At 69.5% G+C, this 26,461-nt stretch carries 24 protein-coding genes; 11 read left to right on the top strand and 13 right to left on the bottom strand.

The window, feature by feature from the left end:
- Position 1: 1 nt before the first annotated feature.
- Together ACFU7D_RS09380 and ACFU7D_RS09375 are read left to right on the top strand one after the other, a co-directional pair.
- Positions 2-856, top strand: coding sequence for a carbon-nitrogen hydrolase family protein (locus ACFU7D_RS09380; RefSeq protein ID WP_378866099.1), 855 nt, complete (start codon positions 2-4; stop codon positions 854-856).
- Positions 853-2,025 (top strand): MSMEG_0565 family glycosyltransferase, encoded by a 1,173-nt coding sequence (locus ACFU7D_RS09375; protein ID WP_378866096.1) that lies wholly within the window; start codon positions 853-855, stop codon positions 2,023-2,025. Before ACFU7D_RS09380 ends, ACFU7D_RS09375 begins: the two co-directional genes overlap by 4 nt.
- Here the strand turns inward: ACFU7D_RS09375 and ACFU7D_RS09370 are convergent.
- The 9 genes from ACFU7D_RS09370 to ACFU7D_RS09330 form a co-directional block, all read right to left on the bottom strand.
- Positions 1,941-3,437: a YfcC family protein gene (locus ACFU7D_RS09370; protein WP_378866094.1), complete on the bottom strand. Its 1,497-nt coding sequence runs from the start codon at positions 3,435-3,437 to the stop codon at positions 1,941-1,943. The genes ACFU7D_RS09375 and ACFU7D_RS09370 overlap by 85 nt on opposite strands.
- Positions 3,430-4,998, bottom strand: coding sequence for a Na+/H+ antiporter NhaC family protein (locus tag ACFU7D_RS09365; protein WP_378866091.1), 1,569 nt, complete (start codon positions 4,996-4,998; stop codon positions 3,430-3,432). The genes ACFU7D_RS09370 and ACFU7D_RS09365 overlap by 8 nt, the downstream gene beginning before the upstream one ends.
- 9 nt (positions 4,999-5,007) lie before the next feature.
- Positions 5,008-5,166, bottom strand: coding sequence for a hypothetical protein (locus ACFU7D_RS09360; protein ID WP_378866089.1), 159 nt, complete (start codon positions 5,164-5,166; stop codon positions 5,008-5,010).
- A 9-nt stretch (positions 5,167-5,175) separates the two neighbouring features.
- Positions 5,176-6,390: an arginine deiminase gene (locus ACFU7D_RS09355; protein WP_378866144.1), complete on the bottom strand. Its 1,215-nt coding sequence runs from the start codon at positions 6,388-6,390 to the stop codon at positions 5,176-5,178.
- A 44-nt stretch (positions 6,391-6,434) separates the two neighbouring features.
- Positions 6,435-7,376, bottom strand: coding sequence for a carbamate kinase (gene arcC / locus ACFU7D_RS09350; RefSeq protein WP_378866086.1), 942 nt, complete (start codon positions 7,374-7,376; stop codon positions 6,435-6,437).
- A gap of 10 nt (positions 7,377-7,386) precedes the next feature.
- Positions 7,387-8,388 (bottom strand): ornithine carbamoyltransferase, encoded by a 1,002-nt coding sequence (argF, locus tag ACFU7D_RS09345; protein WP_378866084.1) that lies wholly within the window; start codon positions 8,386-8,388, stop codon positions 7,387-7,389.
- A 13-nt stretch (positions 8,389-8,401) separates the two neighbouring features.
- Positions 8,402-11,152, bottom strand: coding sequence for a cation-translocating P-type ATPase (locus tag ACFU7D_RS09340; RefSeq protein ID WP_378866081.1), 2,751 nt, complete (start codon positions 11,150-11,152; stop codon positions 8,402-8,404).
- A gap of 122 nt (positions 11,153-11,274) precedes the next feature.
- Entirely contained in the window at positions 11,275-12,897 is a 1,623-nt protein-coding gene (locus ACFU7D_RS09335; RefSeq protein WP_378866079.1) for an ABC-F family ATP-binding cassette domain-containing protein, read from the bottom strand.
- 237 nt (positions 12,898-13,134) lie between these two features.
- Positions 13,135-14,724: a SulP family inorganic anion transporter gene (locus ACFU7D_RS09330; protein ID WP_378866076.1), complete on the bottom strand. Its 1,590-nt coding sequence runs from the start codon at positions 14,722-14,724 to the stop codon at positions 13,135-13,137.
- Between the two features lie 109 nt (positions 14,725-14,833).
- Here ACFU7D_RS09330 and ACFU7D_RS09325 point away from each other — a divergent pair, with 109 nt between their 5' ends.
- Genes ACFU7D_RS09325 through ACFU7D_RS09315 form a run of 3 tightly spaced genes read left to right on the top strand, consistent with a single transcriptional unit; the run spans position 14,834 to position 18,200 of the window.
- Positions 14,834-16,333 carry an arylsulfatase gene (locus tag ACFU7D_RS09325; RefSeq protein WP_378866073.1) on the top strand — a complete coding sequence of 500 codons (1,500 nt, stop codon included), beginning with the start codon at positions 14,834-14,836 and terminating at the stop codon, positions 16,331-16,333.
- Positions 16,333-17,304, top strand: a complete 972-nt coding sequence (locus tag ACFU7D_RS09320; protein WP_378866071.1) for a formylglycine-generating enzyme family protein — start codon at positions 16,333-16,335, stop codon at positions 17,302-17,304. The genes ACFU7D_RS09325 and ACFU7D_RS09320 overlap by 1 nt, the downstream gene beginning before the upstream one ends.
- Complete coding sequence (locus ACFU7D_RS09315) at positions 17,301-18,200, top strand: HAD family hydrolase (RefSeq protein WP_378866069.1); 900 nt, start codon at positions 17,301-17,303, stop codon at positions 18,198-18,200. Before ACFU7D_RS09320 ends, ACFU7D_RS09315 begins: the two co-directional genes overlap by 4 nt.
- 24 nt (positions 18,201-18,224) lie before the next feature.
- Here the strand turns inward: ACFU7D_RS09315 and ACFU7D_RS09310 are convergent, their stop codons facing one another.
- Positions 18,225-18,425, bottom strand: a complete 201-nt coding sequence (locus ACFU7D_RS09310; protein WP_378866066.1) for a hypothetical protein — start codon at positions 18,423-18,425, stop codon at positions 18,225-18,227.
- A 137-nt stretch (positions 18,426-18,562) separates the two neighbouring features.
- Between ACFU7D_RS09310 and ACFU7D_RS09305 the strand changes: the two genes are divergently transcribed.
- The 3 genes from ACFU7D_RS09305 to ACFU7D_RS09295 are packed head-to-tail and all read left to right on the top strand — an operon-like array spanning position 18,563 to position 20,029.
- Positions 18,563-19,048 carry a DUF1269 domain-containing protein gene (locus ACFU7D_RS09305; protein WP_378866063.1) on the top strand — a complete coding sequence of 162 codons (486 nt, stop codon included), beginning with the start codon at positions 18,563-18,565 and terminating at the stop codon, positions 19,046-19,048.
- Positions 19,049-19,052: 4 nt separating this feature from the next.
- A complete protein-coding gene (locus tag ACFU7D_RS09300) occupies positions 19,053-19,568 on the top strand; it encodes a DUF1269 domain-containing protein (protein WP_378866060.1) in 516 nt (171 codons plus the stop codon).
- 2 nt (positions 19,569-19,570) lie between these two features.
- Positions 19,571-20,029: a DUF6069 family protein gene (locus ACFU7D_RS09295; RefSeq protein WP_378866057.1), complete on the top strand. Its 459-nt coding sequence runs from the start codon at positions 19,571-19,573 to the stop codon at positions 20,027-20,029.
- Positions 20,030-20,038: 9 nt separating this feature from the next.
- On the opposite strand, the gene ACFU7D_RS09290 is transcribed toward ACFU7D_RS09295, so the two are convergent.
- Positions 20,039-22,504, bottom strand: coding sequence for a LuxR C-terminal-related transcriptional regulator (locus tag ACFU7D_RS09290; RefSeq protein WP_378866055.1), 2,466 nt, complete (start codon positions 22,502-22,504; stop codon positions 20,039-20,041).
- A gap of 384 nt (positions 22,505-22,888) precedes the next feature.
- Here ACFU7D_RS09290 and ACFU7D_RS09285 point away from each other — a divergent pair, with 384 nt between their 5' ends.
- Positions 22,889-23,977 (top strand): AI-2E family transporter, encoded by a 1,089-nt coding sequence (locus tag ACFU7D_RS09285; RefSeq protein WP_378866053.1) that lies wholly within the window; start codon positions 22,889-22,891, stop codon positions 23,975-23,977.
- On the opposite strand, the gene ACFU7D_RS09280 is transcribed toward ACFU7D_RS09285, so the two are convergent.
- Positions 23,924-24,124, bottom strand: coding sequence for a hypothetical protein (locus tag ACFU7D_RS09280; protein WP_091047354.1), 201 nt, complete (start codon positions 24,122-24,124; stop codon positions 23,924-23,926). The genes ACFU7D_RS09285 and ACFU7D_RS09280 overlap by 54 nt on opposite strands.
- Before the next feature lie 150 nt (positions 24,125-24,274).
- Here ACFU7D_RS09280 and ACFU7D_RS09275 point away from each other — a divergent pair, with 150 nt between their 5' ends.
- Positions 24,275-25,114 carry a YhjD/YihY/BrkB family envelope integrity protein gene (locus ACFU7D_RS09275; protein WP_378866049.1) on the top strand — a complete coding sequence of 280 codons (840 nt, stop codon included), beginning with the start codon at positions 24,275-24,277 and terminating at the stop codon, positions 25,112-25,114.
- A 34-nt stretch (positions 25,115-25,148) separates the two neighbouring features.
- The gene (locus tag ACFU7D_RS09270) at positions 25,149-25,817 is read left to right on the top strand and encodes a GAP family protein (protein WP_378866046.1); all 669 of its coding nucleotides are present in this window, start codon (positions 25,149-25,151) and stop codon (positions 25,815-25,817) included.
- 77 nt (positions 25,818-25,894) lie between these two features.
- Here ACFU7D_RS09270 and ACFU7D_RS09265 read toward each other — a convergent pair.
- Positions 25,895-26,461 (bottom strand): STAS domain-containing protein (locus ACFU7D_RS09265; protein WP_378866043.1); only part of this gene is annotated, 567 nt, incomplete at its 5' end.

Below are 26,461 nucleotides of genomic sequence, written 5' to 3'. Positions count from 1 at the left end.
CATGTCGAAGGTGCGTATCGGGGCGGTCGCGGCCCATTTCGGGCGTGACCTGACCCGTGCGATCGCGAAGCTCGAGGGGATCGTCGAGGACGCCCGCCGCAACGGTGTCGGCCTGCTGGTCCTCCCGGACGCAACCCTCGGCGGCTACCTCTCCGACCTGCGCCATCCGGACCCGCACGCGCTGCCGCCAGCGCTGACCGAGGACTCCTTCGAGATGGGCCGGGTGATCGCCGCGGCCGGCGAGATGGTGGTCTGCCTCGGCTACGCCGAAGAGGCCGTCGTCGAGGGCCGGGCTCGGCTCTACAATTCCGCCGTGTGCCTCAGCGGTGACGGGGTCCTCGGACGCCACCGCAAGGTGCACCAGCCCGCCGGCGAGTCGCTCGTGTACGCGGCGGGGGAGAGGTTCGCGGCCTTCGACACCCCGGTCGGACGGCTGGGGATGCTCATCGACTACGACAAGACCTTTCCGGAGGCGGCCCGCACCCTCGCCCTCGACGGAGCCTCGGTGATCGCCTGTCTCTCGGCCTGGCCGGCCTCGGTCACCGACCGAGCCTCCCGGCTCCCGCAGGACCGGCAGTCGCGGCTCTTCGACCTCTACGACCAGGCCCGCGCGGCTGAGAACCAGGTCGTCTGGGTCTCCTCCAACCAGACCGGGGTGATGGGCGGCCTGCGGTTCCTGGGGCAGGCCAAGGTGGTCGGGCCGGGCGGCGAGATCCTCGCCCGCACCACCTCCAAGGGCGGGCTCGCCGTCGCGGAGATCGACGTCGAGGCGGAGGTCTCCCGGTCCCGGCGGGTCCTGCACCACCTCAAGGAGCTGACCCCGACGGCGTACACGTTCCCGGGGAAGCCGTTGTGAAGATCGCACTGCTCACCTACTCCACCCGGCCGCGCGGCGGCGTCGTGCACACGCTGGCGCTCGCCGAGGCGCTGGCCGCGCTCGGCGAGGACGTGCACGTCTGGACGCTGGGCCGGCACGGCGACACGGCCTTCTTCCGCCCGGTCGCGCCCGCCGTCACGGTCCATGCCGTGCCGTTCGAAGCGCGCGAGGAGGAGACCGTGGGGGAGCGGATCGTGCGCTCCATCGACGTGCTGAGAGCCGCCTTCGCGCGGCGGCGGGACTACTACGACATCGTTCACGCCCAGGACTGCATCAGCGCCAACGCCGCCCTGCCCTGCCTCCGCACCATCCACCACCTCGACCACTTCACCACCCCGCAGCTCGCCGCGTGCCACGAGAAGGCGGTCGTCGAGCCGTACGCCCGGATCTGCGTCTCGCAGTCGGTGGCCGACGAGGTCTCGGCCGGGTGGGGGCTCACCCCGACCGTCATCCCCAACGGCGTCGACGCGACCCGGTTCGCCGCCGGAGCCGCCGACGAGGCCGGTCGCGAGGCCTGGCGCGAGCGCCTGGGCAGCTACGTGCTCGCGCTCGGCGGGATCGAGCCGCGCAAGGGTTCGCTCGACCTGCTCGAGGCGTACGCCGCGCTCCGCGCCTCCGATCCCCGCCACCAGGACCTGACGCTGGTCCTCGGTGGCGGCGAGACGCTCTTCGACTACCGCGACTACCGGGCCGCGTTCGACGCCCGGGCGCGCGAGCTGGGGGTGCCCGTCGTCGTCACCGGCGTGCTCGCGGAGGACGAGCTCCCGCCCCTGGTGGCCGAGGCGCGCGCACTCGCGATGGTGTCGACCAAGGAGGGCTTCGGGCTCGCGGCCCTGGAGGCGCTCGCCGCCGGCGTACCCGTCGTGGCGCGGGACCTGCCCGTGCTCCGCGAGGTCTTCGGCGAGACCGTCGCCTACGCCGCGACGCCGGCGGAGATCGCCCTCGCGCTGGGCAAGGTCCTGGACACGCCTCCCGACCCGACCGCCGGGCGGGACCTCGCGGCGCATCACACCTGGGCGCGCGCCGCCGTCGCCCACCGGGCCCTCTACGAACGCATCCGAGCTCAGGACACCAGGGCACCGACGCCGAGGACGACGATGACGAGCGCGCCCAGCATCGCCAGCAGCGGCCACACCCAGCGTAGATAGGTGCCGTACGGCACCCGGGCGATCGCCAGGCCACCCATGACCACCGCCGAGGTCGGGATGAAGAGGTTCATCAGCCCGTTGGCGCTCTGGAACGCGGTGACCACCAGATCGGCCTGGACACCGACGAACGCGGCCAGCGGCGCCATGATCGGCATGGCGACGGTGGCCAGTCCCGAGGACGACGGGATCAGGAACGAGAGCGGCAGGAACAGCAGGAACGCGACGACCGCGAACCCGACGGAACCGAGCCCCTCCACCGCCTGCTCGGCCCAGTTCAGCACGGTGTCGGTGACGCCGCCGTTGTTCATCACGACGGTGATCCCGCGAGCGATGCCGATGATGAGCGCCACGCCGAGAAGGTCGCGCGCCCCGGCGACGAAGGAGTCGGTGAGCTCGGTCTCGCTCATCCGCGCGATCAGGCCGATGATGACGGAGAAGAGGATGAACAGGGCGGTCATCTCGGGGAACCACCACCACAGCGTGGGCAGCCCGATGCCCATGTCCTGCCAGGGGATGACGCCGTACATCATCAGGCCGAACGCCAGCCCGAAGGTGATCAGGATCCACTTCTCGCGCCCGGACATCCCGCTCGCCCCGGCATCGTCCTGTTGCACCGCGAAGTGGCCCTCGTTGGCCTCCTTCATCTCGTGCACGACCGACGTGGCGGGGTCGCGGCGGACCCGCTCGGCGTAGCGCATGACGAAGAAGATCCCGATGGCCAGCCCGACGACCAGGATGATCAGCCGGGACAGCAGACCGTCGCTGATGTTGATGCCGGCGAACCCGGAGGCGATGCCGGTCGCGAACGGGTTGATGGTGGAGCCGAGGGTGCCGATGCCGCACCCGAGGAGCACGACGGCGGCTCCGGTCATCGCGTCGTAGCCGGCCGCGATCATGACCGCGATGACCAGGCTGTAGAACGCCAGGCTCTCCTCGGCCATCCCGTACGTGGAGCCGCCGAGGGCGAAGACCATCATCAGGATCGGGATCATCCAGCGCTCGCGGCCACGGAGCCTCGCCACGAGGCTGCCGATCCCGTTCTGGATGGCGCCGGTGCGCATCGTGACCCCGAGGAAGCCGCCGATGATGATGATGAACAGGGCGACGTCGATCGCCCCGAAGAGGACGCCGCTGTTGTAGTAGCTGATGTTCCCCTTGTCGTCCTCGATGCCATAGAGACCGTTGATCGGTGCCGTCAGCGAGTCGGTCAGGATCCGTGCGGGTTCCCCCTCGACCTCGTGGTACGTCCCCGGTATGGGGGCGCCGTCCGGGTCGAGGTCGTAGGCACCCGCCGGGATCAGCCAGGTGGCCAGAGCCATCAGCACGATGAGCGCGAACAGGATGGTGTACGCCGACGGCAGCCGAAAACGGGGTCCCGCCTCGGGCGTGGGGGACACGGGCTGGTCACTCATGGTGAGGCTCCTCTGGGTCCTGGTCCTGATCCTGGTCCTGGTCCGGGTCCTGCGGGGTGGTGGCGTCGTCCGCCCAGTCCCTGGTGGCCTTCGGGACCTTGAACCCGAGGTACCCGTAGGCGATGTCCAGCAGGGGACTGAGCAGGTTGAAGAAGGCGAACGGGAAGTACGCGGCGGTCGAGACGCCGAGCACGCCGGAGATGTAGGCACCGCAGGTGTTCCACGGCACCAGCACCGACGTCACGGTCCCGGAGTCCTCCACGGCCCGGGACAGGACCTGTGGCGCCAGGCGACGGTGGGCGAACTCGCGCCGGTACATGCGCGCGGGCAGCACGACGGCGACGTACTGGTCACCGGCGATCACGTTGAGCCCGATGCCGCTGGAGTTCACGGCGAGGACGAGGGAGCCGCGGCTGCGGGCACGGGAGACGATCGGTTCCAGGAGGCGTTGCAGGAAGCCTGCGTGCTCCATGACCGCCGCGAACGACAGGGCACCGAGCACCAGCCAGATCGTGGTGAGCAGGCTGGCCATCCCTCCCCGTGAGAACAGCTCGTCGATGGGCTCCACACCCGAGTCGCTGACGAAGCCGGTGGCCATGGCGGCGAAGACGGCATGGACCCCCGTCAGGAACGGGCCGTAGTCGGGGTTGTCGACGAACGCGGTGACCGCGTCCCACTGCGTGAACAGCGCCAGGATGCCCGCGAAGAGCGCCGAGCCCAGGATCGAGAGGAACGGTGGGAACTTGAACACGGCGAAGACCACCAGCAGGAGCAGCGGCAGCAGGTTGAGGAACGAGATGTCGAACGCCTGTCCCAGTGCCTCGCGTGCGGTGTCGGTGCTGATCGCCGCGTCCGGGTCGGCACTGAGGCCGAGGAAGAAGAAGATCACCAGGCTGATCCCCAGGGCCGGACCGGCGGTCCAGAACATGTTCCGGACGTGCTCACTCACGGTCAGCCCACCGCCCACGAGCCGGGGCACGAGGATCGTCGTCTCCGAGAGCGGGGTCATCTTGTCGCCGAAGTACGCACCGCAGATCACCGCACCCGCAGCCGTCGCCTCCGAGAGGCCCATCACCGAGGCCATCCCGACGAACGCGACGCCCAAGGTGCCGGCTGTGGTCCAGGAGCTGCCGGTGACCATCCCGACGAGTGCACACACGACCGCGGTGGTGAGGTAGAACCAGGTCGGGCTCACGATCGCGATGCCGTAGTCGACGATCGTCGGGATGGTGCCGGCCATGTTCCAGGTGCCGATCAGAGATCCGACCGCGAGCAGGATGAAGATCGCACCCATGGCAGAGGTGACGCCGCCGACGGCGGCTTCGGCAACGCCTGCGACCGTGTAGCCGTTCTTGAACGCCATCAGGCTCGCGAAGGCCGCGCTGATGAGCAGCGCCACCTGGAGCGGCCCGTTGGTGGCGTCGATCCCGAAGACGATGATGGTGAGCGCGAGCAACGCGATGAGCACGAAGATCGGCAGCAGCGCGTCGAGGAGCGTCGGCGGACGAGGCCCGCGTCCCGCCGCTCCGTCCTCCACCGGACCCTCAGCCACGTGGGCCATCGCGGCCTCCTAGACGCCGTCCCGGACGACGATCGTCACCTGGTCAGCTCCCAGCGAGCCGACGTACCGGCCGTGGTGGTGCACCGGCCCGCGGGCCCAGAGGATCAGCCCGACGACACAGGCCAGCACAGCGACGACGATGACCCAGCGGGGCAGCTCGGAGTACATGACGCCCCCTCAGACCGGGTCCCGGGTCAGCGGGCAGGTCATGCAGTGGCCACCGCCGCGGCCCTTGCCCAGCTCGAACCCCTCGATGGTGACCACCTCGACGCCGGCCGCGCGCATCTTCGCGATCGTGTAGGTGTTGCGCTCGTAGGCGACGACGACGCCCGGCTCCAGCGCGACCACGTTGTTGCCGTCGTCCCACTGCTCCCGTTCCTGCTGGTACGCGTCGCCGCCGGTCTCCACGACCTGCAGCTTCGGGACACCCATCGCGTCGGCCACGGCACCGAGGAACGAGTCCTCCTCCGTGACGTGGAAACGCTGCCCGTTGCTGCCCGGCCGGAGGCTGATCGCCCGTACGCCGCCGACCACCCGGGGGTAGGCGGTGACCTTGTCGCGGTCGAGCATGGTGAACACCGTGTCCAGGTGCATGTGCGCGCGGTCCTTGGTCATCACGGCCGCGATGACGCGTTCGGCGGCCCCCTTGTCGAACAGGGCGGCGGCGACCTGCTCGATCATCCGCGCCTGGGAGCGCTCGCTCATCCCGATCAGCACGGTGCCGTTGCCGATCGGCTGGACATCGCCTCCCTCCAGGGAGGAGCGGCCGAAGTCGTGTGCCTCGAACCTGCCGTCGTCACCGAGGTGCGGGTACCAGTAGTCGAAGTCCGCCTCCGCGAACATCGGGTGGTAGCGGTAGATGGCCGCGACGTTGTATGCCTCGAGCCGCCGCGCCGGCCAGAACATCGGGTTGATCGAGACCCCGCCGTAGATCCAGCACGAGGAGTCCCGGGTGAACAGGGTGTTCGGCAGCGGTGGGAGCACGAACATGCTCTCGTCGTCGAGGGCCGCCGCGGGCAGCGAACGCTGACGGTACCTCGCCAGGTCCAGCCCCGACTCGGCCACCGTCAGCCCACCGATGAGATGGGTGGCCAGTGCGGTGGGCTTCATGTCCGCAAGGACCGTCCTGACCTCGTCGACGAGCGAGAGGCCGACGGTGTACTCCGAGGCGGCCACCTCGATGAGGCGCAGCCGGCCCTCGTCGCTGGCGGCCAGCGCCTCCGCCAGCAGGTTCTGGAGCAGGAAGACCTCGACGCCGTGCTCCCGCATCCGCTCGACGAACTGGTCGTGCTCGTACTGGGCACGCTCGACCCACAAGACGTCGTCGAAGAGCAGATCGTCGTGGTTGGACGGCGTCAACCGCTGGAGGCTGAGCTCCGGGCGGTGCACCATGACCTGCCTGAGACGACCGACCTCCGAGTGCACTCCTAACGCTGTCATCGCTGCTCCTCCTCTCTCGCTCCGGCCGGCACGACCTGGGTGCCCGCCCTGCCCGCCACCACATCGGTGATGTCTGCGAGGCCTCCGATCGCGGCCCGTTTGCCGGTGGCCTCGACGAATGCGGCCGCCGCCTCGACCTTCGGTCCCATCGATCCGGCCGGGAACTCCAGCCGACGCAGCTCCTCGGGAGTCACGGTGGACAGGCGCTTCTGGTCCGGTGTGCCCCAGTCGAGGTAGACGCCGTCGACGTCGGTGGCCATCACGAACAGGTCGGCACCCACCTCCCGGGCGAGCAGCTCGGTGGCGAAGTCCTTGTCGATGACCGCCTCGACGCCGGTCAGGCGCGGTCTGCCGTCGACGTCGGTGACCAGGGTGGGGATCCCGCCTCCGCCGGCGCAGATGACGACGACGTCGAGGTCGAGCAGGACCCGGATCGCGTCCAGCTCGAAGATGTGCTGCGGTCGCGGGGACGGCACCACCCGACGCCACGACTCGCCGTCCTGGCGGACGGGCCACCCCTTCTCCGCCGCCAGCCGCCGGGCCTGCTCCTCGGTGTAGACGGGCCCGACGAACTTGGTCGGGTTCGCGAACGCGGGGTCTTCCCCGTCGACCTCGACCATCGTCAGGATCGTCGCGAACCGCTCCGTGGCAGGGAAGACGTTGTGCATCTCCTGCTCCAGGACGTACGCGATCATGCCCTGGGTCTGCGCACCGAGCACGTCCAGCGTGGAGGGTTCAGCGCCGTGGTACGCAGCCGACTGCAGCGCCAGCAGGCCCACCTGGGGACCGTTGCCGTGGGAGATCACCAGCTCGTGGTCAGCGGCGATCGCGGCCAGCGCCGGCGCCGCCCTCGCCACGTTGCGGCGCTGCGCCTCCGTCGTCATCGGCTCGCCGCGCCGCAACAGTGCGTTGCCACCCAGAGCGACCACCACGCGCATGCCCGCCTCCTCAGGAACCCAAGGTCGCGACCATGACGGCCTTGATGGTGTGCATCCGGTTCTCGGCCTGGTCGAAGACGATGGAGCGCTCGGACTCGAACACGTCGTCGGTCACCTCGAGCCCGTCGAGGCCGTAGGTCTGGTAGATCTCCTCACCGACCTTCGTCTCCCGGTTGTGGAACGCGGGCAGGCAGTGCATGAACTTGACCCGAGGGTTTCCGGTGCGAGCGACCACGTCGGCGTTGACCTGGTAGGGCTTGAGGAGCTCGATCCGTTCCTTCCACACGCTCTTGTCCTCGCCCATCGACACCCAGACGTCGGTGTAGAGGAAGTCCACTCCGGACACACCCTCGTCCACGTCGGCGGTCAGGGTCAGCCGCGCCCCGGTGCGCTCGGCGATGTCACGGCAGGACTCGACCAGCTCGTCGGCCGGCCACAGATGCTCGGGCGCGCACAGCCGGACGTCCATGCCGAGCTTGCAGCCCCCGACCATGAGCGAGTTGCCCATGTTGTTGCGAGCGTCGCCGAGATAGCAGTACGCGATCTGGCCGAGGTGCTTCTCGCTCTTCTCCAGCATGGTGAGCATGTCCGCGAGGATCTGAGTCGGATGGAACTCGTCGGTCAGGCCGTTCCACACGGGGACGCCGGAGTACTGCGCCAGGATCTCGACGGACTCCTGCGAGTACCCGCGGTACTCGATCCCGTCGAACGTCCGGCCGAGCACGCGAGCGGTGTCCTTCATCGACTCCTTGTGGCCGATCTGCGACCCGCTCGGCTCGAGGTAGGTGATGTGCGCGCCCTGGTCCTTGGCCGCCACCTCGAAGGCTGTGCGCGTACGGGTCGAGGTCTTCTCGAAGATCAGCGCGATGTCCTTGCCCACGAGCCGGGGCGCCTCGTAGCCGCCGTACTTGGCGGCCTTCAGCTCGGCGGAGAGCTTGAGCAGGAACCGGAGCTCGTCCGGGGTGAAGTCGAGCTCCTTGAGGAAGCTGCGGTTGCGGAGGTTGAACGACATGGATGCTCCTGGGTCAGGTGGCCACCGCCGGTGCGAGCGGTGGGCCCGGAAGGACGCCGGACGCGGGGCGCCGGCGGAGGAAGAGCTTGATGACCTCCTCGACGACGAGCAAGGAGGCAGCCAGGGCGATGCAGATGCCCCACTGCCGGCCGTCCAGCTCTGTCGTGCCGAAGATGCGCTCGAGCAGATCGATCGTGGTGATCGCGACGATGGCGAGCACCGCGACGCCGTAGCGGCGCAGCTGGGCCATCCCGGGCAGCGCGTCGCGGTCGAAGAGGGTGCCGACCTGGTCGCGGGACATGAGGCCGGCGACCACGTGGAATATCGACAGCGTGGTGAGCAGCATGGTCGCCGCGACCACGGCGCCGTCCAGGTCGTCGCCGACCTGGTAGGCCACCAGCGAGCCGATCGTCATGATCGCGCCCTGGACGCACAGCCGGACCCAGTTGGACCGGGAGAGCACCGGGGCAGCGACGGGTCGGGGCGGGCGGTCCATCAGCCCCTTGGTGGCCTGGTCGAACCCGAGCGCGATCGCGATAGGGATGTCGATGACCATGTTCAGCCACAGGATCTGCAGCGGGTTCAGAGGGACCCCGCCGGCGACGTCGAGGACCCCCGCGGTCAGGAAGATCGCGATGTAGGCGACCAGGGTGGACATCTGGAAGCGGAGGTACTTGACCAGGTTGTCGTAGAGCGTACGTCCGTAGGAGACGGCGTTGACGATGGTGGCGAAGTTGTCGTCTGTGAGGATCATGACCGCGGCCTCCTTGGAGACCTCGGTGCCGGTGATGCCCATGGCGACGCCGATGTCGGCGGCCTTGAGCGCCGGGGCGTCGTTGACCCCGTCGCCCGTCATCGCGACCACGTTATCGGAGCGTTTGAGCAGCTGGACCAGCCGGATCTTGTCCTCGGGCGCCACCCGCGCGATGACCCCGATCCGGTCGAGCTGGGCCAGCAGGTCCTCATCGCTCATCGCCGCGAACTCGGTTCCGGTCATCGCCCGCCCCTCGATGCCGAGCTCCCTCGCGATCGCGGCGGCCGTGGTCGCGTGGTCGCCGGTGATCATCCGCACCCGGATCCCGGCCGAGTGGCACTCGGCGATGGCGGCCTTCGCCTCAGGACGCGGCGGGTCGACGATGCCGACCATCGCGAGCAGGGTGAGGTCGCTGACCAGGCCGATCAGGTCGTCGGTGGGATCGAACCCGGAGGGTTCGAAGTCCCGCTGCGCCACGACCATCACCCGCTCGCCGGAATCGGCCATCCGGTCGTTGGCCTCCAGGGCGAGGTGCCGGTTCTCATCGGTCACCGGTACGACGCCACCGTCGGCGGAGCGGTAGAACCCGCCGCGGGCGATCAGGACGTCCGGCGCCCCCTTGACGTAGCAGCGGACCACCGGGCGTCCGTCGGCTCCGGTCATCTCGTGGAAGGTGGCCATGAACTTGTACTCGGAGTCGAACGGCACCTCCGCGATCCGCGGGAAGTCGCGCCGGGTGCCGTCGATGTCGAGCCCGCCCTTGGCGCCGAGCACGATCAGCGCCCCCTCGGTCGGGTCGCCGATCAGGCTCTCGCCGTCGAGCACCGCGTCCGCGCACAGCACCATCGGCAGCAGGTAGGGGTCGAGGTCGATCCGGGACCCGCCGACGTGCTTGATCTCCCCGGACGTGCCGTAGCCCTCGCCGGAGACCGTGAACACGTTCTGGCCCGGGATCACCATCTCCCGGGCGGTCATCTTGTTGAGCGTCAGCGTGCCGGTCTTGTCCGAGCAGATCGCGGACGTCGAGCCCAGCGTCTCCACCGCCGGCAGCCGCTTGACGATCGCGTTGCGCCTGGCGATCTCGCGGGTGCCCATCGAGAGCAGGGCGGTCACCACGGCCGGCAGGCCGGTCGGGATCGCGGCCACGGCCAGCGCGACGCCGGTGATGAACAGGGTGTCGAAGGACTCGCCCCGCACCAGGCCGAGCACCACGACGAACACCAGCGCGACCGCCGCGATGAACGCGATGATCTTCGAGAGCCCGTCGAGCTGCTTCTGCAGCGGCGTCTTGTCCGCCTCGGTGTTGGCCAGCAGGTCGGCGATGTGCCCGATCTCGGTGTCCATCCCGGTCGCGGTGATCACCATCTCTCCGCGTCCGCGGGTCACCGAGGTGTTCATGTACGCCATGCAGGTCCGGTCGCCGAGCGGCACGTCCTCCCCGAGCACCGGGTCGGTCGACTTGCCCACCGGCAGGCTCTCGCCCGTGAGAGCGGCCTCCTCGATCTCGAGAGTGGCGGCGAGGGTGATCCGGCCGTCGGCCGGCACCCGGTTGCCGGCCTCGACCAGCACCACGTCGCCGCGTACCAGCTCCGAGGCGTCGATCTCCACGGCCTGGTCGTCGCGCCGCACCCGCGCGACCGTCTTCATCAGCTGCGCCAGCGCCGCGACGCTCTCCTCTGCCTTGGCCTCCTGCCGCAGCCCGATCACGGCGTTGAAGAGGGTCAGCCCGGCCAGCACCAGCGAGGTTCCGACATCCCCGGTCACGACCAGGTTCACCGCGGCGGCGACCAGCAGCACGATCTGCATGAAGTCCTGGTACTGCCGCAGGAATGCCTGCAGCCCGGACTCCTTCTTCCCCTCCGCCAGCTGGTTCGGGCCGTGCTCGGCCAGCCGGCGGGCCGCCTCCTCGGTGCTCAGCCCTCGAGCCGGATCGACACCTAGCCTCTCAGCGACCTCGAGTGGCGTCCTTCCCGCCGGGTCCATCGCGAACTGCTCTGTCGTCTGCGACATCGATTTCTCTCCCCTCGTGACGGTACGTCCGCCTCGGCAGTGGGGCGTCGCCAGAAAGGGGTATAGGGATCGAGGCGGGCCCGCCGGCTCGTCACCACCGGAGGTGCGCTGGTGGCCAGGGTCTAGAGGGGTACGGCCGGTCCGTCCAGGTCACGACGCCGGTGCATCCTCCCGGCGCCGTCGAGCTCGATGACGGTGTCGATGCCGATCCTCTCCAGGAACCCGAAGTCGTGGCTGACCACGAGCAGCGCGCCGCGGTAGGCGTCGAGGGCTTCGGCGAGCTGCTCGACGCTGGTGATGTCGAGGTTGTTGGTCGGCTCGTCGAGGATCAGCAGCTGGGCGGGCGGGTCGGCCAGGAGGAGGCGGGCGAGGGAGACCCGGAAGCGCTCGCCGCCCGAGAGCGTACGCACCGGGCGGTCGACGCTGTCGCCCCGAAGGAGGAGCCGGGCCAGCTGGTTGCGGACGGTGCCCGGCGGCAGGTCCGGTGCCACGCTGCGTACGTTCTCCATCGCGCTGGCCTCGTCGTCGAGGCCGTCCAGGCGCTGGGGGAGGAGACCCACCAGATCGGTGAGGAGCCGTCCGCGCGGCCGCCCCGGCACCGGGTCGTCACCCCTCACGAGATGCGAGAGAAGGGTCGACTTGCCGGAGCCGTTCGCGCCGATCAGCGCGACCCGCTCCGGCCCCTGGATCACGACGGTCCGGCCCTCGTCCTCCAGCTCCGCGATCCGCCGGCCGCGCGGCACTCCGGGGTCGGGGAGGGTGAGGTGGATGTGCTCGTCGTTGCGTACGCGAGCGCCGGCTGCGTCGACGGCGGCCTGGGCGGCCTTCACCTTGTCGTCGAGCGTGGAGCGGAGCGAGCCGGCGGACGCCTGGGCCTTGCTGGCCCGGTTGCCGGCGAGGATCTTCGGGATCCCGCCGTCCTTCTGCGTCTTCTTGGCAGTCCGCTCGCGACGGGCGAGCTTCGTCTCGGCCTCGATGCGCTGCCGCTTCTCGACCTTGAGCGCCTGCTCGGCTGACCGAGCAGTCTGAAGAGCTGCCGCCTGCTCCTGCTCCTGGTGCTCCTTCCAGGCGCTGTAGGGGCCGCCGAACGTGCTCAGCGTCCCGGCGTACAGCTCGGTGGTGCTGTCCATGTGGTCGAGCAGCTCGAGGTCGTGGCTGACGACCACGAGGGTCCCCGGCCACTGGTCGACGAACTCGGCGAGCTTGGCGCGGGTGGCCCGGTCGAGGTTGTTCGTGGGCTCGTCGAGCAGCGTGATCGGGGTGCGGCGGATGCGCAGGCCGGTGATCGCGATCAGCATGCCCTCGCCGCCGGAGATCTCGGCGACGCGGCGGTCCAGGTCCGCGGCGGAGAAGCCGATCTGGTGCAGGGCCTCGTCGGCACGGGACTCGATGTCCCAGTCGTCGCCGACCGCGTCGAAATGACGCTGGTCGATCTCGCCGGCCTCGATCGCGCGGATCGCGGCGAGGATGCCGTCGATGCCGAGCAGGTCGGCGATGGTCGTGTCCGGCCGCAGCGTGAGCGTCTGCGGCAGGTAGCCGACCTCGCCGCCGGCGTCGATCTTCCCGGACGTCGGGGAGAGCTCGCCGGCGATGAGGCGGAGCAGGGTGGACTTGCCGGCGCCGTTGCGACCGATCAGGCCGGTGCGGTCGGTGCCGAAGGTGCCGTTGACGCGGTCGAGCGCGACGGTGCCGTCGGGCCACTCGAAGGTCACGTCGCGCAGGGTGATGGCGGATGAGGTGGGCATGGCTGTGTTCTCTCGTCTCTTCCGTCGAGCGCCGAGCGGCGCGACGGGAATCAGGTACGTGTCGACAGGAACGCGAACGTGCCGGAGAGCTTCACGCGTCGACGCCCGGCAAGGGCGGACGCGCGCGTGCGTCGAGAAGTGATCGTTCACCGGTGCGGGATGCCCGCACGGGCGAAGCCACCGGCAGTCCGGTGGCTAGATCTTGTCCACCTCGATCAGTCCCACCCCTTCACTTTATCAGTCGTGCGGGGCCGCTCGTCCCACGAATCCGTCCTGCTCCGCCTCCGCGAACCACGGTGCCAGTCGGAGAGTGGGAAGCACGTCGTCGGGCACGTCGAGGAGAACCAGCTCGGTTCCGTCCGAGGCGAGGTCGTCGCGCAGCGAGCGGAGAGTGTTGAGCAGCGGGATGGTGACGTGGGTGAGCCTGGAGACGTCGAGGGTGACCGTTCGGGGCCCGGAGGCCTGGACCAGCCCGAGCGCCGCGTCGTAGGTGGCCTGGGCGTTGCCGGTGTAGAGGTCGCCGGTGAGCACGAGCGGGAGGACCTCCGCCGAAGCCGACGGGCGATCGAGCCGGCGCACGCGTGGCTGGTTCACCGCCCGGATGACCAGCAGCAGGGTGAGACCGACCCCGACGGCGACGCCGAGGAGCATCCCGCCGGTCAGGCCGACGGCAGCGACGGCGAGGGCGACCCAGAGCTCTGCCCGGTCGACAGCGGCGTACGTCCCGAGCTCGCGTGGATCGAGCAGACCGGCCACCGCCACCAGCACCATGGCGGCCAGGATGGTCTGAGGCAGGTCGGCCAGCAGGGGCGCCAGCGCGAGCGCGACGAGCAGCGCCAGGCCCACCGTCACCAGCCCGGACAGCTGCGTGCGGGCGCCCGATCGAAGGTTGACGGCCGACTGCGAGAACCCGCCGGCGGGGGGCAGAGACTGGGTGAGCCCGCCGGCCAGGGCGCCGATGCCCGTGGCGACCAGCTCGCGGTCCACGTCGATGGCAGGCTCCCGGCGGCGCCGGTTGGTCCGCGCCACCAGCACCGTCTCCAGGAACGACATGAGCGCGATGGCGATCGCGCCGGGGAGCAGCCCGATCACGTCGTCGACGACCGGCAGGCTCAGCGACGGCAGCCCGGTCGGCACCGGGTCGATGAGGGCGAGGCCGCGGTCCTCCACGCCGCTGGCGGCCACCAGCGCGATGCCCGCGGCGACGACGACGAGCGGACCTGGCACGGCCGGCGCGAGCCGCCGGAGCACCAGGAGCACGATGATCGCGGTCACCCCGACGACGGCTGTCACCGCCGAGAGCTCAGGGAGCTCGCGGGCGACCGCGGCCAGCTCCTCGACGAAGCCCTCCGCCTCCGGGTCCGCCGACAGGCCGAGCAGAGCCGGCAGCTGGCTGGCGACGACGGTGAGCCCCACGCCGATCCGGATGCCGGTCATGGTGGCGGGGGAGATGCTCTCGACCAAGGCGCCCAGCCGGGCCAGCCGCATCACCAGCAGGCAGACGCCCACGAGGAAGGTCAGCGTGAACGCGGCCCGCATGAGCTCGTCGGGGTCGCGCTCGGGCAAGGTGGCCAGCGAGCTGGCCACCAGCACAGAGATGGTCGACGTGGTCGAGACGCTCAGCGCACGTGAGCCGCCGAGCAGGGCGTACGCCGCCATCGGCAGCAAGCACGTGTAGAGCCCGACACTGGCAGGCATCCCCGCGATCGTGGCGTACGCCATGGCCTGGGGGATCACGACCGTCCCCGTCGCGAGCCCGGCGAGCACATCGCCGCGCAGCCAGGAGCGGTGGTAGCCGTGCATCGTCGGGATCAGCCACGTCTTCACGACGCCACTCCATCGCGACTGTGTGGTCCGGGAGGTCACCCGAGTCGGGGGAGGTCGCCCGCGCGCGTGCTTGCCTAGCCTCCCGAGGAGACCCACGAGGAGGTTCTTCATGTCCGACAAGCCCAACATCCTGATCATCTGGGGCGACGACATCGGCATCAGCAACCTGAGCTGCTACAGCGACGGGCTGATGGGCTACCGCACACCGAACATCGACCGGATCGCCGCCGAGGGCGTCCGCTTCACCGACTACTACGGTGAGCAGAGCTGCACGGCGGGCCGCGCGGCCTTCATCACCGGCCAGAACCCCTACCGCACCGGGCTCACGAAGGTCGGTTTCCCCGGCGCCGACATCGGCTTGCGCGCAGAGGACCCGACCATCGCCACGGCGCTCAAGGAGCTTGGCTACGCCACCGGCCAGTTCGGTAAGAACCATTTCGGCGACCGCGACGAGTTCTTGCCGACCATGCACGGATTCGACGAGTTCTTCGGCAACCTCTACCACCTCAACGCCGAGGAGGAGCCGGAACTGCCCGACTACCCGACCGAGGAGGAGTTCCCGAACTTCCGGAAGCGGTTCGGCCCCCGTGGGGTGATCCACACCTGGGCCGATGGCAACGGCGGGCAGCGCATCGAGGACACGGGTCCGCTGACGAAGGAGCGGATGAAGACCATCGACGACGAGGTCGTCCCGGAGGCGCTGCGGTTCATGAGCGAAGCCCAGACGAACGACAAGCCGTTCTTCGTGTGGCTCAACACCACCCACATGCACTTCCGTACGCATATCAAGGACGGCAGCCGCGGCAAGGCCGGCCGCTGGCAGTCGGAATACCACGACACGATGCTCGACCACGACGAGCTGGTCGGCTCAGTGCTCGACTACCTCGACGAGAACGGCCTCGCCGACAACACGATCGTCATGTACTCCACGGACAACGGCCCGCACATGAACAGCTGGCCGGACGCCGGTATGACGCCGTTCCGCAACGAGAAGAACTCCAACTGGGAAGGCGCCTACCGAGTGCCGGCGATGGTCCGCTGGCCCGGGCACATCCCAGCCGGCACGGTCCTGAACGGCATCGTCAGCCACAACGACTGGTTCGTGACCCTTCTCGCCGCGGCGGGCGACGCCGACATCGCCGACCGGCTGAAGGCGGGCACGGAGCTCGCCGGCACGACGTACAGGGTGCATCTCGACGGGCACAACCAGCTCGACTACATCACCGGTGCCACCGACACCAGCCCGCGGCAGCACTTCTTCTACGTGTCCGACGACGGTGACCTGACCGCGTTGCGCTTCGACCACTGGAAGCTGGTCTTCCTCGAGCAGCGCGCCCCCGGCACGTTGCGGGTGTGGGCGGAGCCGTACGTCCAGCTGCGCGTGCCGAAGTTCTTCAACCTGCGCACGGACCCGTACGAGCGGGCCGACATCACCTCCAACACCTACTACGACTGGGTCCTCGACCATGCCTGGCTCGCGGTTCCGGCACAGATGTATGTCGCGCAGATGGCGAGCTCGCTGGCCGAGTTCCCGCGTCGGCAGGAACCGCCCAGCTTCAGCGTCGACAAAGTGCTGGCGAAGCTCAAGGCCGGCATGCCGAGCAGTTGATGGCGAGCCAACTCATCACCAGGCACCCGCTCGTCGACCTTCCCGGCGGCACCTTCACGATGGGCTCGGACGACCACTATCCGGAGGAGGCCCCGACCCACCGCGTGCGGGTCGGGGCGTTCTCCATCGACGCGCACCAGGTCACCAACGAGCAGTTCGCGAGGTTCGTGCGCAAGACCCGCTACGTCACCGTCGCGGAGCGGCCGGTCGACCCGGCCGACTTCCCGGGCGCGCCGCCGGAGAACCTGCAGCCGGGCTCGCTCGTCTTCACGCCGACCCCCGGCCCGGTCGACCTCCGGCACGTCAGCCAGTGGTGGACCTGGACGCCGGGGGCGCGCTGGTCGGCGCCGGAGGGGCCGGGCAGCTCGGTCAAGCGCCGGCCCGACCACCCGGTCGTCCACGTCGCGCTGGAGGATGCCCTCGCGTACGCCTCCTGGGCCGGCGCCGACCTGCCCACCGAGGCCGAGTGGGAGTACGCCGCCCGCGGCGGGCTCGAAGGAGCCGCCTTCACCTGGGGCGACGAGCCGCGACCGGAGGGCCGGATCATGGCCAACACCTGGGACGGAACCGACTTCCCGTGGCGGCACACCCGCGAGAGCGGCTTCTCCCGCACCTCCCCGGTCGGGAGCTTCCCGGCCAACGGCTTCGGGCTCTTCGACATGGCCGGCAACGTGTGGGAGTGGACCAGCGACTGGTGGACCGACCGGCACCCCGACGAGGTCGCGAAGCCTTGCTGCGTACCCGTCGACCCGCGCGGCGGCGACGCCGAGCAGAGCTTCGATCCCGCGCAGCCGCAGTTCCGGATCGCCCGCAAGGTCGTCAAGGGCGGCTCGCACCTGTGCGCCGACACCTACTGCCTGCGCTACCGGCCCGCGGCCCGTCGCCCGCAGATGGTCGACACCGGCACCAGCCACATGGGCTTCCGATGCGTACGCCGCCCCGGGACCCAGCAACCGAAGGAGACACCGTGACCGACCAGCTGCTGCCGTCCTGGCGCCCGGGTGCCACCCGCGACGCCGTCCTGGCCTTCCTCGACGCCTCCGAGGACGTGCCCGTGGCCGACCGGATGGCCTGCTTCGACAACGACGGCACCCTGTGGTGCGAGCGTCCGTCCTACGTCCAGCTCGACTTCTTCCTCGACGCGCTGCGCACCAGCGCGGCGGCCGACCCGTCGATCAAGGAGCAGGCGGAGTTCGCGGCGCTGCTCTCGGGTGACCAGCAGGCGATCGGCGACATCGGGCTGGAGCGGATCGCGATGGCGCTCACCGGGCTCTTCACGGGTCTCTCACCCCAGGACTTCACCGCGCGGACCCGAGAGTTCATGGCTCGCGCCGACCACCCGACCCTCGGGCGGCCGCACCGCACCTGCACCTACGTACCGATGCTCGAGCTCATCGACGAGCTGCGGCGCCGCGACTTCTCGGTGACCGTCGTGACCGGGGGAGGCACCGAGTTCGTCCGCGCCGTCAGCCAGGAGCTCTACGGAGTGCCGCCCGAGGCGGTGGTGGGCACGCTCATCGAGTACGACTACGCCCCGGACCCGCCGCGCCTGAGCCGGTCGGGGCGCCTGGTCGGCACCGCCAACGAGGGCACCGCCAAGGTGTCGAACATCCAGACCCAGCTCGGACGGCGCCCGATCCTCGCCGTCGGCAACTCCGGCGGCGACCGGGAGATGCTGGAGTGGGCGGCGGCGGGCGATGGCCCGACGCTCGCACTGCTCGTCGACCACGACGACGCCGAGCGCGAGTTCTCCTACGTCAGCACCGCACAGACCTTCACCGAGCCGGAGCCGATCACCGAGGTCGGCGCCCGGCTGGGCTGGACCGTGATCAGCATGGCTCGCGACTGGGAGACGATCTTCGCCTGACCTACCAGGCCCTCCACGGTCGGGTCAGTCGGGGATGGTGACGACCTCGATGAGGTCGATGTCATCAGCGCGCAGCGCGTGCAGGACACCCTGCAGAGCCTCCTGGTCGGGAACGTCGCCGGTGAGCGTCGACTGCTCGCGATGCGCCTGGACGGACAGCTGGGGGAACGCCTTCTGAAGCTCATGGGAGAGCTCACCGTTCACCCTGATCAGGACCCTTGTCATGGTCTTCCTCGACTGCTCACGTACAGCACGCTACGAATCCCACCGGCACCGTGGTTCACCGAATTCGGGTGATGCTGGAGGCCGACCGTGCCGGAATCGTCGAAGAGGAACGCAGTCAACGACAGCAAGGACGTGAGATGGCGACCCTGACGGTATGGAAGTACGACACGACCGAAGGCGCAGACGAGGCTGTGAACAACCTCGAGGGGCTCGTCAAGCAGGGCCTCATCGTCCTCGAGGACGCCGCGACCGTGCGCTGGGAGGTCGGCAAGAAGAAGCCGAAGACCCGGCAGCTGACCAGCACCAAAGCCATGGGGGCGATGAGCGGCACCTTCTGGGGCATGCTCTTCGGACTCATCTTCTTCGTACCGCTGCTGGGAGCAGCGGTCGGTGCGGCGACCGGTGCCCTGACCGGCTCGCTGACCGACGTCGGCATCGACGACGCCTTCATCAACCAGGTCCGCGACCAGGTCACTCCCGGCACCTCGGCACTGTTCCTGATGACCTCCGACGCGGTGATCGACAAGGTGCACGAGGCGATGAAGGGCCACGAGGGCGAGCTGATCTTCACCAACCTCAGCAGTGAGCAGGAGTCGGCACTGCGCGAGGTCTTCGCCGAGTGACGTCATGGCCAGCCTGACTGCGTGGGTCTACGACCGGATCATGGGCGCCACCGACGCCGAGGTCTGGCTCAAGGACCTGCAGGAGCGTGGTGCGCTCACGGTTCACGACGCCATCACGCTCACCTGGTTCCCGGGTGCGGAGGAGCCGCAGATCGGCCACCTCCGTCACCGTACGACGGCCGCCGCAGCCAAGGGCTCGTTGGTCGGGGGTCTTCTCGGGATCCTCGTGTTCAACCCGGTCGCGGGCGCCGTTGTGGGGGCGGCGTCCGCGGCCGCGGTTCAACGGCTGAGGCAGGCCGGCATCGGTGACGAGCTGCTCACCGAGGTCGCCGGTCACCTCGGACCAGGCAAGTCCGCACTCGTCGTGCTGAGCAGCGGCGGGGACCCGGACGCGGTCGCCGCGGCCATGAAGCACGGAAACCCCACGCTCGTCTACGCCGAGCTGGACGACGAGGTCGCCGAGGAGCTCGAGGAGATCCTCCGCGCCGAGACCACAGAACCGACCGACGACGGAGACTGATCATGGCGATGAACCAACCTCCCACCCGACGACTGCAGCCCACGGTCAACGCCGGCCGACTCTGGGCGGGCGGCGCCGCCGCCGCGGTGGTGGCCGCCCTGCTCGCGGTCGCAGGAATCGTGATCGCCCGGGGCATCTTCGACATACCCATCCTCGCCCCCGAGGGCGACGGAGCCTGGGGAGACGCCTCGACGTGGTGGTACGCCCTCTGGGCAGCGATCGGCGGGTTGCTGGCCACGGCCGTCGCCCATGTGCTCCTCCTGACCACACCACAGCCGCGGACCTTCTTCGGGTGGATCGTCGGCCTGGCCACCGTCATCGCGGCGCTGTGGCCGTTCACGTCCGACGCGGGCCTGGACTCCAAGCTCGTCACCATGCTGATCAACCTGGTGATCGGGATCGCCATTGGCTCGTTGGTATCGGCAGTCTCACGGAGCGCCGTGCTTCCCGAGGTCCGCTGAACGCAGGCGTCAGATCAGCCCGCGCTCGCGTGCGGTGCGCACCGCCGCCGACCGCGTGTTGACCCCGAGCTTCTGGTAGATCGAGCGGATGTGGGTCTTCACAGTGTTCTCGCTGACCCCTTCGGCCTGCGCGATCTCGGGGATCGTCAGCCGCGACGGGAGATCGTGGAGCACGTCGATCTCGCGTGCGCTCAACAGCGTGCCGATGACCCCGGTGGCACGGTCCTCCAGCTCGGCGTGGTCAGTGAGCAGAGCCGCGACGAAGTCCTCGGCGGGCCCGAAACGTGAGCGGTTCCTCGACAGCAGCGGCTCCAGATGCGGCCACAGGTCGATGAACGGCCGGCGGAACCTGTTGGGGACCGCCCACTCGAGCGCCCTCCTGAGCGCGTCGAACGCACGGACGTCGTTGTCCAGGGAGGACTCCAGGGCCGCGGCCAGCACCTGCGCGTAGACGAAGGTCGTCGGCACGTGCGCCGGGCGGGTTCCGTCGAGCACCGGCTCGAGCTCGGCCAGTGCGTCGCGTGCCCGCCCGGTGGCGGCGAGGATCTGCGCGGCCAAGGTCATGCACTCGGCGCTGCCCGGCATCTGGCGGCGCACGCGGGCCGCGGCCTCTGCTGCCCAGTCGTCGTGGCCGACGGCGAGGGCCAGCCTGACCTCCTGGGGCGTGGCGAAGCTGATCAGCGCGGGAGAGACATGGTCGGCCGAGCCGATCTGCCAGATCCGCCGGAAGGTCTTGGCCGCTGCAATCCGGTCGCGCCCCGTCGTGGCCTCGAAGGTCGCCAGGGCGTGCATGCTGCGTACGCCGACCTCGACCTCGACGTTGTTCACTCCCTCCAACGCTCCCAGGCCGAGCTCGGCGTACTCCCTCTGCGCCTGGACATCGCCTGTCTGGAAGGCGGTCCATGCGGCTAGGAGGTAGGAGTAGGCGAGCCGGGGCGAGTCCCGCCATCCGCGTTCGGTGGCGAAGGCGATGGCCTGGTTCGCCCAGTCGATGGACGCGTTGAAGTCGCACCTGGCGCCGGTCATCCCGGACAGCTGTGACATGGTCTCGAGCACGACCTGGTCGTAGCGATGGCTGCGGGCCAGCACGAGCGCCTGCTCGAGGTCGTCGATGGCTCCCAGATAGTCGCCGGCTCGCATCCGGGCGGGTCCGCGCTGCGCCAGGACGACCAGGTTGACGTCGGTATCGCCGGTCATGGCGACGTCGAGGATCGCGCTGTCCTGCAGCGCCGCGACGACGTCGCCCGCAGCGAGCGCCCGCTGGACGACGGCTGCGGCGAGCATCGCTCGGTGCGTCCGTTCGGAGGAGGCCTCGGCGGCTATCGCGGCGCTCAGCGCGTCGTCGGCCGCCGGGAGGTCGTTGACCTCAAGTGCTGCCAGGGCGGCGATGACCGCGACCCGCTGGTCGGTGCCGAGCCCGTCGCGGGACGCGATGGCCCGGCGTACGAGATCTGCGCGGCCGGACAGAACCATGTGAAGCCCGTTCGCGCGCAGCAGATCGTCAAGCAGGTCCTGGTCCCCGCCCCGCGCCGCATGCCGCAGCGCGCTCGCGGGTTCGCCGTGCGCGTCGAGCCAGACAGCGGTGGCCCGGTGCTGGCGCGCCGGAGCCTCGACGTCACGACGGGCCAGTGCGGCGAGCAGGCAGCTCCGCAGCAGCGCGTGGTAGCGGTACCACGCCGAGTCGCCCGACTGGCTGACGAGCGCGTTCGCCGTGCACAGGCGGTCGAGCAGGGCGCCGGCGTCAGGCTTGCCGGAGAGGTGGGCGGCCAGGTCGATGGACAGGTGGTGGGGCGCGCAGGTCGCGTAGAGGAACTCGACCAGCTCCGGGTCGAGCCGGTGGACGATCTCGGTCAGGACGTACTCGATCACCGAGCGGACGTCGCCGTCGAAGGACGCGACCACCTCGGCGGGGTCGTCGCCGCCGACCATGGCCGCGACCACCGCCATCCGTAGCGCGGCGGCCCAGCCCTCGGTCAGGCCGACGAGGTTCGAGATCGCGTCGGCCGTCATCGGTAGGTTGCTGGCCGCGAACAGCTCCAGAGCCTCGACGTCGGTGAAGGCGAGGTCCTTGCCGCGTACGTCCGAGAGCGACCCGTCGAGCCGCAGCCGGTGGAGCGCGAGCGACGGCTCGGACCGGCACGCCATCACCAGCCCCACCTCGGGCGGCAGCTCGGCGAGGAGGATGTCGAGTCCGCGCAGCGCCTCGTCGTGGAGGAGATGGACGTCGTCCAGCACGATCCAGCGCACACCGGCGACCAGGAGGGACTCGACGACCTTGGTGACGAACCTCGGTTCGGTCACTTGCCGGGGCGGAGTCAGCCCGTCGAGCTGTTCGGTCCTCCCGGGCAGTCCTGCCAGGACGAGGGCCTCGATCAGCGCCGACCAGAACTCGTACGGCCTGTCGTCCTGCTTGTGCAGCGACAACCAGGCCACCGACTCACCGCGGGCAGCGGCTCGGGTGGCCCAGTCGGCCACGAGCAAGCTCTTTCCGTATCCCGCGGGGGCGCAGACCAGCGTGATCCGGCACCGTCCTACGGCATCCTCGGCAAGCCGATCCCGGCTGACGAAGGTGGGCTGTATCCGCGGAACGCGCAGCCTTGTCGGCGCCACATAGGCGCGAGAACCAGTATCTACCATCCGCAAACTTTCGGTGTCCCCATCTCCTCGAAGGCTATGCCCGCAACCATCCAATCAGCAGCATTTCAGCAAAGTAAGGAGGCAAAGGGCCCGTATATACCGGACCAGGGATACCCGCAGCAGGGTTGTCGCGCTCACCCTTATCGGGCGATACAGCCGGGCCGGACGGGCTGGACCATGGGTGCCGTGAGCCCCAGGACACAGAGCCCGGAAGACTCGGCCATGAGCTGGCAACCGCAGGTCAGAGTCCTGGCGGTCCTGCTGGGATCCGCGGCGGTGGTGATCCTCGTGGCCGGGCTGCAGGCGGCCAGCGGCATCATCGGACCGCTGTTCCTCGCGATGGTGCTGACCATCGTCGTCCACCCGGCCCGGAACTGGCTGGCGCGGCGTCTCCCGTCCGGCGTCGCCACCGCCCTCTCCATCATCGCGGTCGTCGTCGGGATCGTCGGTCTCGGCGTGTGCGTGGTGCTCGCGGTGGCTCGCTTCGGCACCTTGCTGGCCACCTACAGCGGTGTCGCCAAGGAGCGCGTCGATGACCTGACCGACTGGCTCTCCAAGGTGGGTATCGGCACGGACGAGGTGCTCAAGATCGTCGAGTCGTTCGACCTCTCGAACCTGCTGTCCGTGGTCTCGGGTGCTCTCAACGGCATGTTCGGACTGCTGTCCACGATGGTCTTCATCCTGGCCCTGTGCCTGTTCATGGCGATCGACGCGACGGCGCTGCCGCGTCAGCTCGCCTCGGTCAGCCGCCGGCGTCCGGGCATCGTCGACGCCCTGTCCTCGTTCGCGGTCGGGACGCGACGCTATCTGCTGGTCTCGACGGTGTTCGGGCTGATCGTCGCCGTCCTCGACACCCTGGCCCTCTATCTGCTGGGCGTGCCGGCGCCGTTGGTGTGGGGTCTGCTCGCGTTCCTGACCAACTACATCCCGAACATCGGCTTCGTGATCGGGCTGATCCCGCCGGCGATCCTGGCGCTGCTGGACGGCGACCTCTCGCTGATGCTCGCGGTCATCGCCGTCTACTGCCTCCTGAACGTGGTGATCCAGTCGGTGATCCAGCCGAAGGTCGTCGGTGAGGCGGTGGGCCTCTCGGTGACGCTGACGTTCGTGTCACTGATCTTCTGGTCGTGGATCATGGGCCCGATCGGCGCCGTGATGGCGGTCCCGTTCAGTCTGTTCGTACGCGCGGTCTTCGTGGAGTCGGACCCGGCGAAGCGCTGGCTGATGCCGCTCATCGCGGGAAGCGCCCCGGTCGAGCTACTCGGGGATGGTGACGATCTCGATGACGTCGACCCCCAGAGAGCTGAGTAGGTCCAGCACACCCTGCAGCTCCTTGGCGTCGGCGAGGTCACCGACGAGGGTGGTCGTCGCCCGCTGCGTGGCCCGGGTCAGGTGGGGGAAGGTCTCGATGACGTCGTCCGACACCGATGAGCCCACCCGGATGAGGATCCGGGTCATGAGCGCATCACGTCGATCATGTGTTCGTTCATGTTTGGCTCCAGTGAGCGGCCTGGACGATGGTTTGACCACGGTAAGCGGCCAGGCGCCCGGAGCGGTCACCGGAAACGGGCGAGGGTGAGTGGTCGTGCCCCGGGGAACACTGCTCACGTGAACGTGGCTGACCTGCGGGGCCGGGTGGACGCCCTGATCGCCCACGTCCCTCTGCTGCGGAATCTGGCCACGGAGACCATTCGGATCGAGTTCATCGACCGGTGCATGCTGATCGCCGCCCAGGCGCTCCTGGCCATGGTGCCCATGCTGGTCGTGCTGGCGGCCTTCCTGCCCCACCTCACCGGGAACGCCCTGGAACAGGTCTCGCAGGTCACCGGAGTCGGTGACGAGGCCGTACGCCAGCTGTCGGGGGAGGTGAACCTGGACCAGGTGCGTTCGGAGACCGGTGCGGTGGGCCTGGCGATCACGATCGTGTCGGCGACGTCCTTCGGCCGTGCCGTGCAGCGGATGCTCGAGCGGGTCTGGGAGGAGGAGCACATCGGAGGCCTGCGGGGGGCGGGCCGCTGCCTGCTGTGGGTCGTCGCCTGGCTGGCCTGCCTCGGGGTGGTCAACACGGTCGTCAGCCTGCTCACCGATCCGGGGGACCTGCTCCGTCCGTTCCTCCAGATGCTCGGCGCGTGCGCCGTGTGGTGGGGAAGCAGCTGGGTGCTGCTGTTCGGACGCACCCGGGGATGGCTGCTGCTCCCGGGTGCGGTGCTGACCGGCGTCGTGCAGGTCCTCTACAGCCGAGGCTCGGCGTGGTTGATGCCTGCCTATGTCGAGTCGAATGCCGAGCAGTTCGGCATGCTGGGCGTGATCCTGTCGCTCTCGACCTGGCTGATCGGCTTCGGCGGCATCATCGTCGGCGGTGCGCTGCTCGGCCGGCTGATCGTCGAGGATCCGGTCATCGCCTGGTTCGTGCAGCAGGTGCGTACGTTTCTCACCCGGAGAAGGTGAGGCCGGCGGACCCGGGCCGCGCTGAAGTCTGGCCATGGGTGAAGCAATAGGCGAGTCTCTGCCGATCGCCGTGGGTGTGCTCGTCAGCCCCATGCCGATCGTCGCACTGGTCCTGATGCTGGTCAGCCGCCGCGCCGGCTCCAACGGCGCGGCCTTCGTCGCCGGGTGGCTGTCGGGCATCTTCGTGCTCGGCACGCTGGTCGCGCTGCTCGTCGGTGCGGCCGGGTCGGGAGACGCGGACACCCCGACCTGGGCGTCACTGCTGAAGATCGTCCTCGGAGCTCTGCTCCTCGTGCTCGCCGTACGCAGCTGGCGGGGCAGGCCGGAGGAGGGGGAGCCCGCGCCGACCCCGTCGTGGATGGCGGCGCTGGACGAGTTCAACGCGTTCAAGGCGTTCGGCACGGGCGTACTCCTGGGATCGGTCAACCCCAAGAACCTGCTGCTCGTGGTCTCGGCGGCCAGCACGATCGCGACAGCTACAGCGGTGACCGGCGAGCGGATCGTGGCGATGGCCGTCTTCACCCTCGTCGCCAGCCTGGGCGTGCTGGTGCCGTTCGGCATCTACCTGGTCGCCGGTGAGCGCGCGGCCCGCCTGCTGGAGGGCATCAAGGTCTGGATGATCGCCCACAACGCCGCCATCATGACCGTCCTCCTCGTCGTGCTCGGGGTCAAGATGGTCGGCGACGGAGTGGGGTCGCTGTGATGGACGGGTCCACCTGCAGAGCGTGCTCGACGACTACCGGGCGCGGCGCGGGCGCGGGGCCGCGTACGTCGACAACGTCATGCGCCTGACGGCGGCTCTTCAGTAGCCGCCTGTCGGGCGGCCGCCGCGAGGGCGTCCTCGACGGTCGGGTAGACCAAGGGCGGGCCTTCCTCGGCGGCTTCGGTCAGGACGTCGCGCACCTGGCCCACGTCGCCGGCGAGCGCCAGATCGGCGCCGAGGCGCTGTAGATCGGCACGCAGCTGGGTCAGCATCTCGGTGGCGGTGACGTCGATCGACGGCGTTGCCCGCCCGTCCAGCACGACCAGTCGAAGGTCCGGCACATCCGTGGCGAGCTCACGGACCCGCTCGCGTACGAAGTCGGCGTTGACGAACAGCAGGGGCGCTTCGACCCTCACCACCAAGACGCCCGGGAGCCCTGCGTACGCCGGATTGCGACTCTGGTCGACCCACAGTCCCGGGTGCGCTGACGGACTGTCGTCATCGGTGCCCCCGACCGGGGCCAGCGGCGCGATGTGTGGTCGAGAGGTGCGCGCGATGAGCAGGACGACCGAGGCGACGATGCCGATCACCAGACCGGGAAGGGTGTCGAAGACGAGCACGCCGATCAGTGCCGTGACAGCGCC

The organism is Nocardioides sp. NPDC057577 (assembly GCF_042801335.1).
Classification (GTDB): Bacteria; Actinomycetota; Actinomycetes; order Propionibacteriales; family Nocardioidaceae; genus Nocardioides.
This window is presented reverse-complemented; position numbering and strand designations above follow the sequence as displayed.

Coding starts and splice junctions, on each gene's coding strand:
- ACFU7D_RS09380 (WP_378866099.1), top strand. CDS start 2: ATGTCGAAGGTGCGTATCGGGGCGGTCGCGGCCCATTTCGGGCGTGAC.
- ACFU7D_RS09370 (WP_378866094.1), bottom strand. CDS start 3,437: ATGAGTGACCAGCCCGTGTCCCCCACGCCCGAGGCGGGACCCCGTTTT.
- ACFU7D_RS09365 (WP_378866091.1), bottom strand. CDS start 4,998: ATGGCCCACGTGGCTGAGGGTCCGGTGGAGGACGGAGCGGCGGGACGC.
- ACFU7D_RS09360 (WP_378866089.1), bottom strand. CDS start 5,166: ATGTACTCCGAGCTGCCCCGCTGGGTCATCGTCGTCGCTGTGCTGGCC.
- ACFU7D_RS09355 (WP_378866144.1), bottom strand. CDS start 6,390: ATGGTGCACCGCCCGGAGCTCAGCCTCCAGCGGTTGACGCCGTCCAAC.
- arcC (WP_378866086.1), bottom strand. CDS start 7,376: ATGCGCGTGGTGGTCGCTCTGGGTGGCAACGCACTGTTGCGGCGCGGC.
- argF (WP_378866084.1), bottom strand. CDS start 8,388: ATGTCGTTCAACCTCCGCAACCGCAGCTTCCTCAAGGAGCTCGACTTC.
- ACFU7D_RS09340 (WP_378866081.1), bottom strand. CDS start 11,152: ATGTCGCAGACGACAGAGCAGTTCGCGATGGACCCGGCGGGAAGGACG.
- ACFU7D_RS09335 (WP_378866079.1), bottom strand. CDS start 12,897: ATGCCCACCTCATCCGCCATCACCCTGCGCGACGTGACCTTCGAGTGG.
- ACFU7D_RS09325 (WP_378866073.1), top strand. CDS start 14,834: ATGTCCGACAAGCCCAACATCCTGATCATCTGGGGCGACGACATCGGC.
- ACFU7D_RS09320 (WP_378866071.1), top strand. CDS start 16,333: ATGGCGAGCCAACTCATCACCAGGCACCCGCTCGTCGACCTTCCCGGC.
- ACFU7D_RS09310 (WP_378866066.1), bottom strand. CDS start 18,425: ATGACAAGGGTCCTGATCAGGGTGAACGGTGAGCTCTCCCATGAGCTT.
- ACFU7D_RS09305 (WP_378866063.1), top strand. CDS start 18,563: ATGGCGACCCTGACGGTATGGAAGTACGACACGACCGAAGGCGCAGAC.
- ACFU7D_RS09300 (WP_378866060.1), top strand. CDS start 19,053: ATGGCCAGCCTGACTGCGTGGGTCTACGACCGGATCATGGGCGCCACC.
- ACFU7D_RS09295 (WP_378866057.1), top strand. CDS start 19,571: ATGGCGATGAACCAACCTCCCACCCGACGACTGCAGCCCACGGTCAAC.
- ACFU7D_RS09285 (WP_378866053.1), top strand. CDS start 22,889: ATGAGCTGGCAACCGCAGGTCAGAGTCCTGGCGGTCCTGCTGGGATCC.
- ACFU7D_RS09280 (WP_091047354.1), bottom strand. CDS start 24,124: ATGACCCGGATCCTCATCCGGGTGGGCTCATCGGTGTCGGACGACGTC.
- ACFU7D_RS09270 (WP_378866046.1), top strand. CDS start 25,149: ATGGGTGAAGCAATAGGCGAGTCTCTGCCGATCGCCGTGGGTGTGCTC.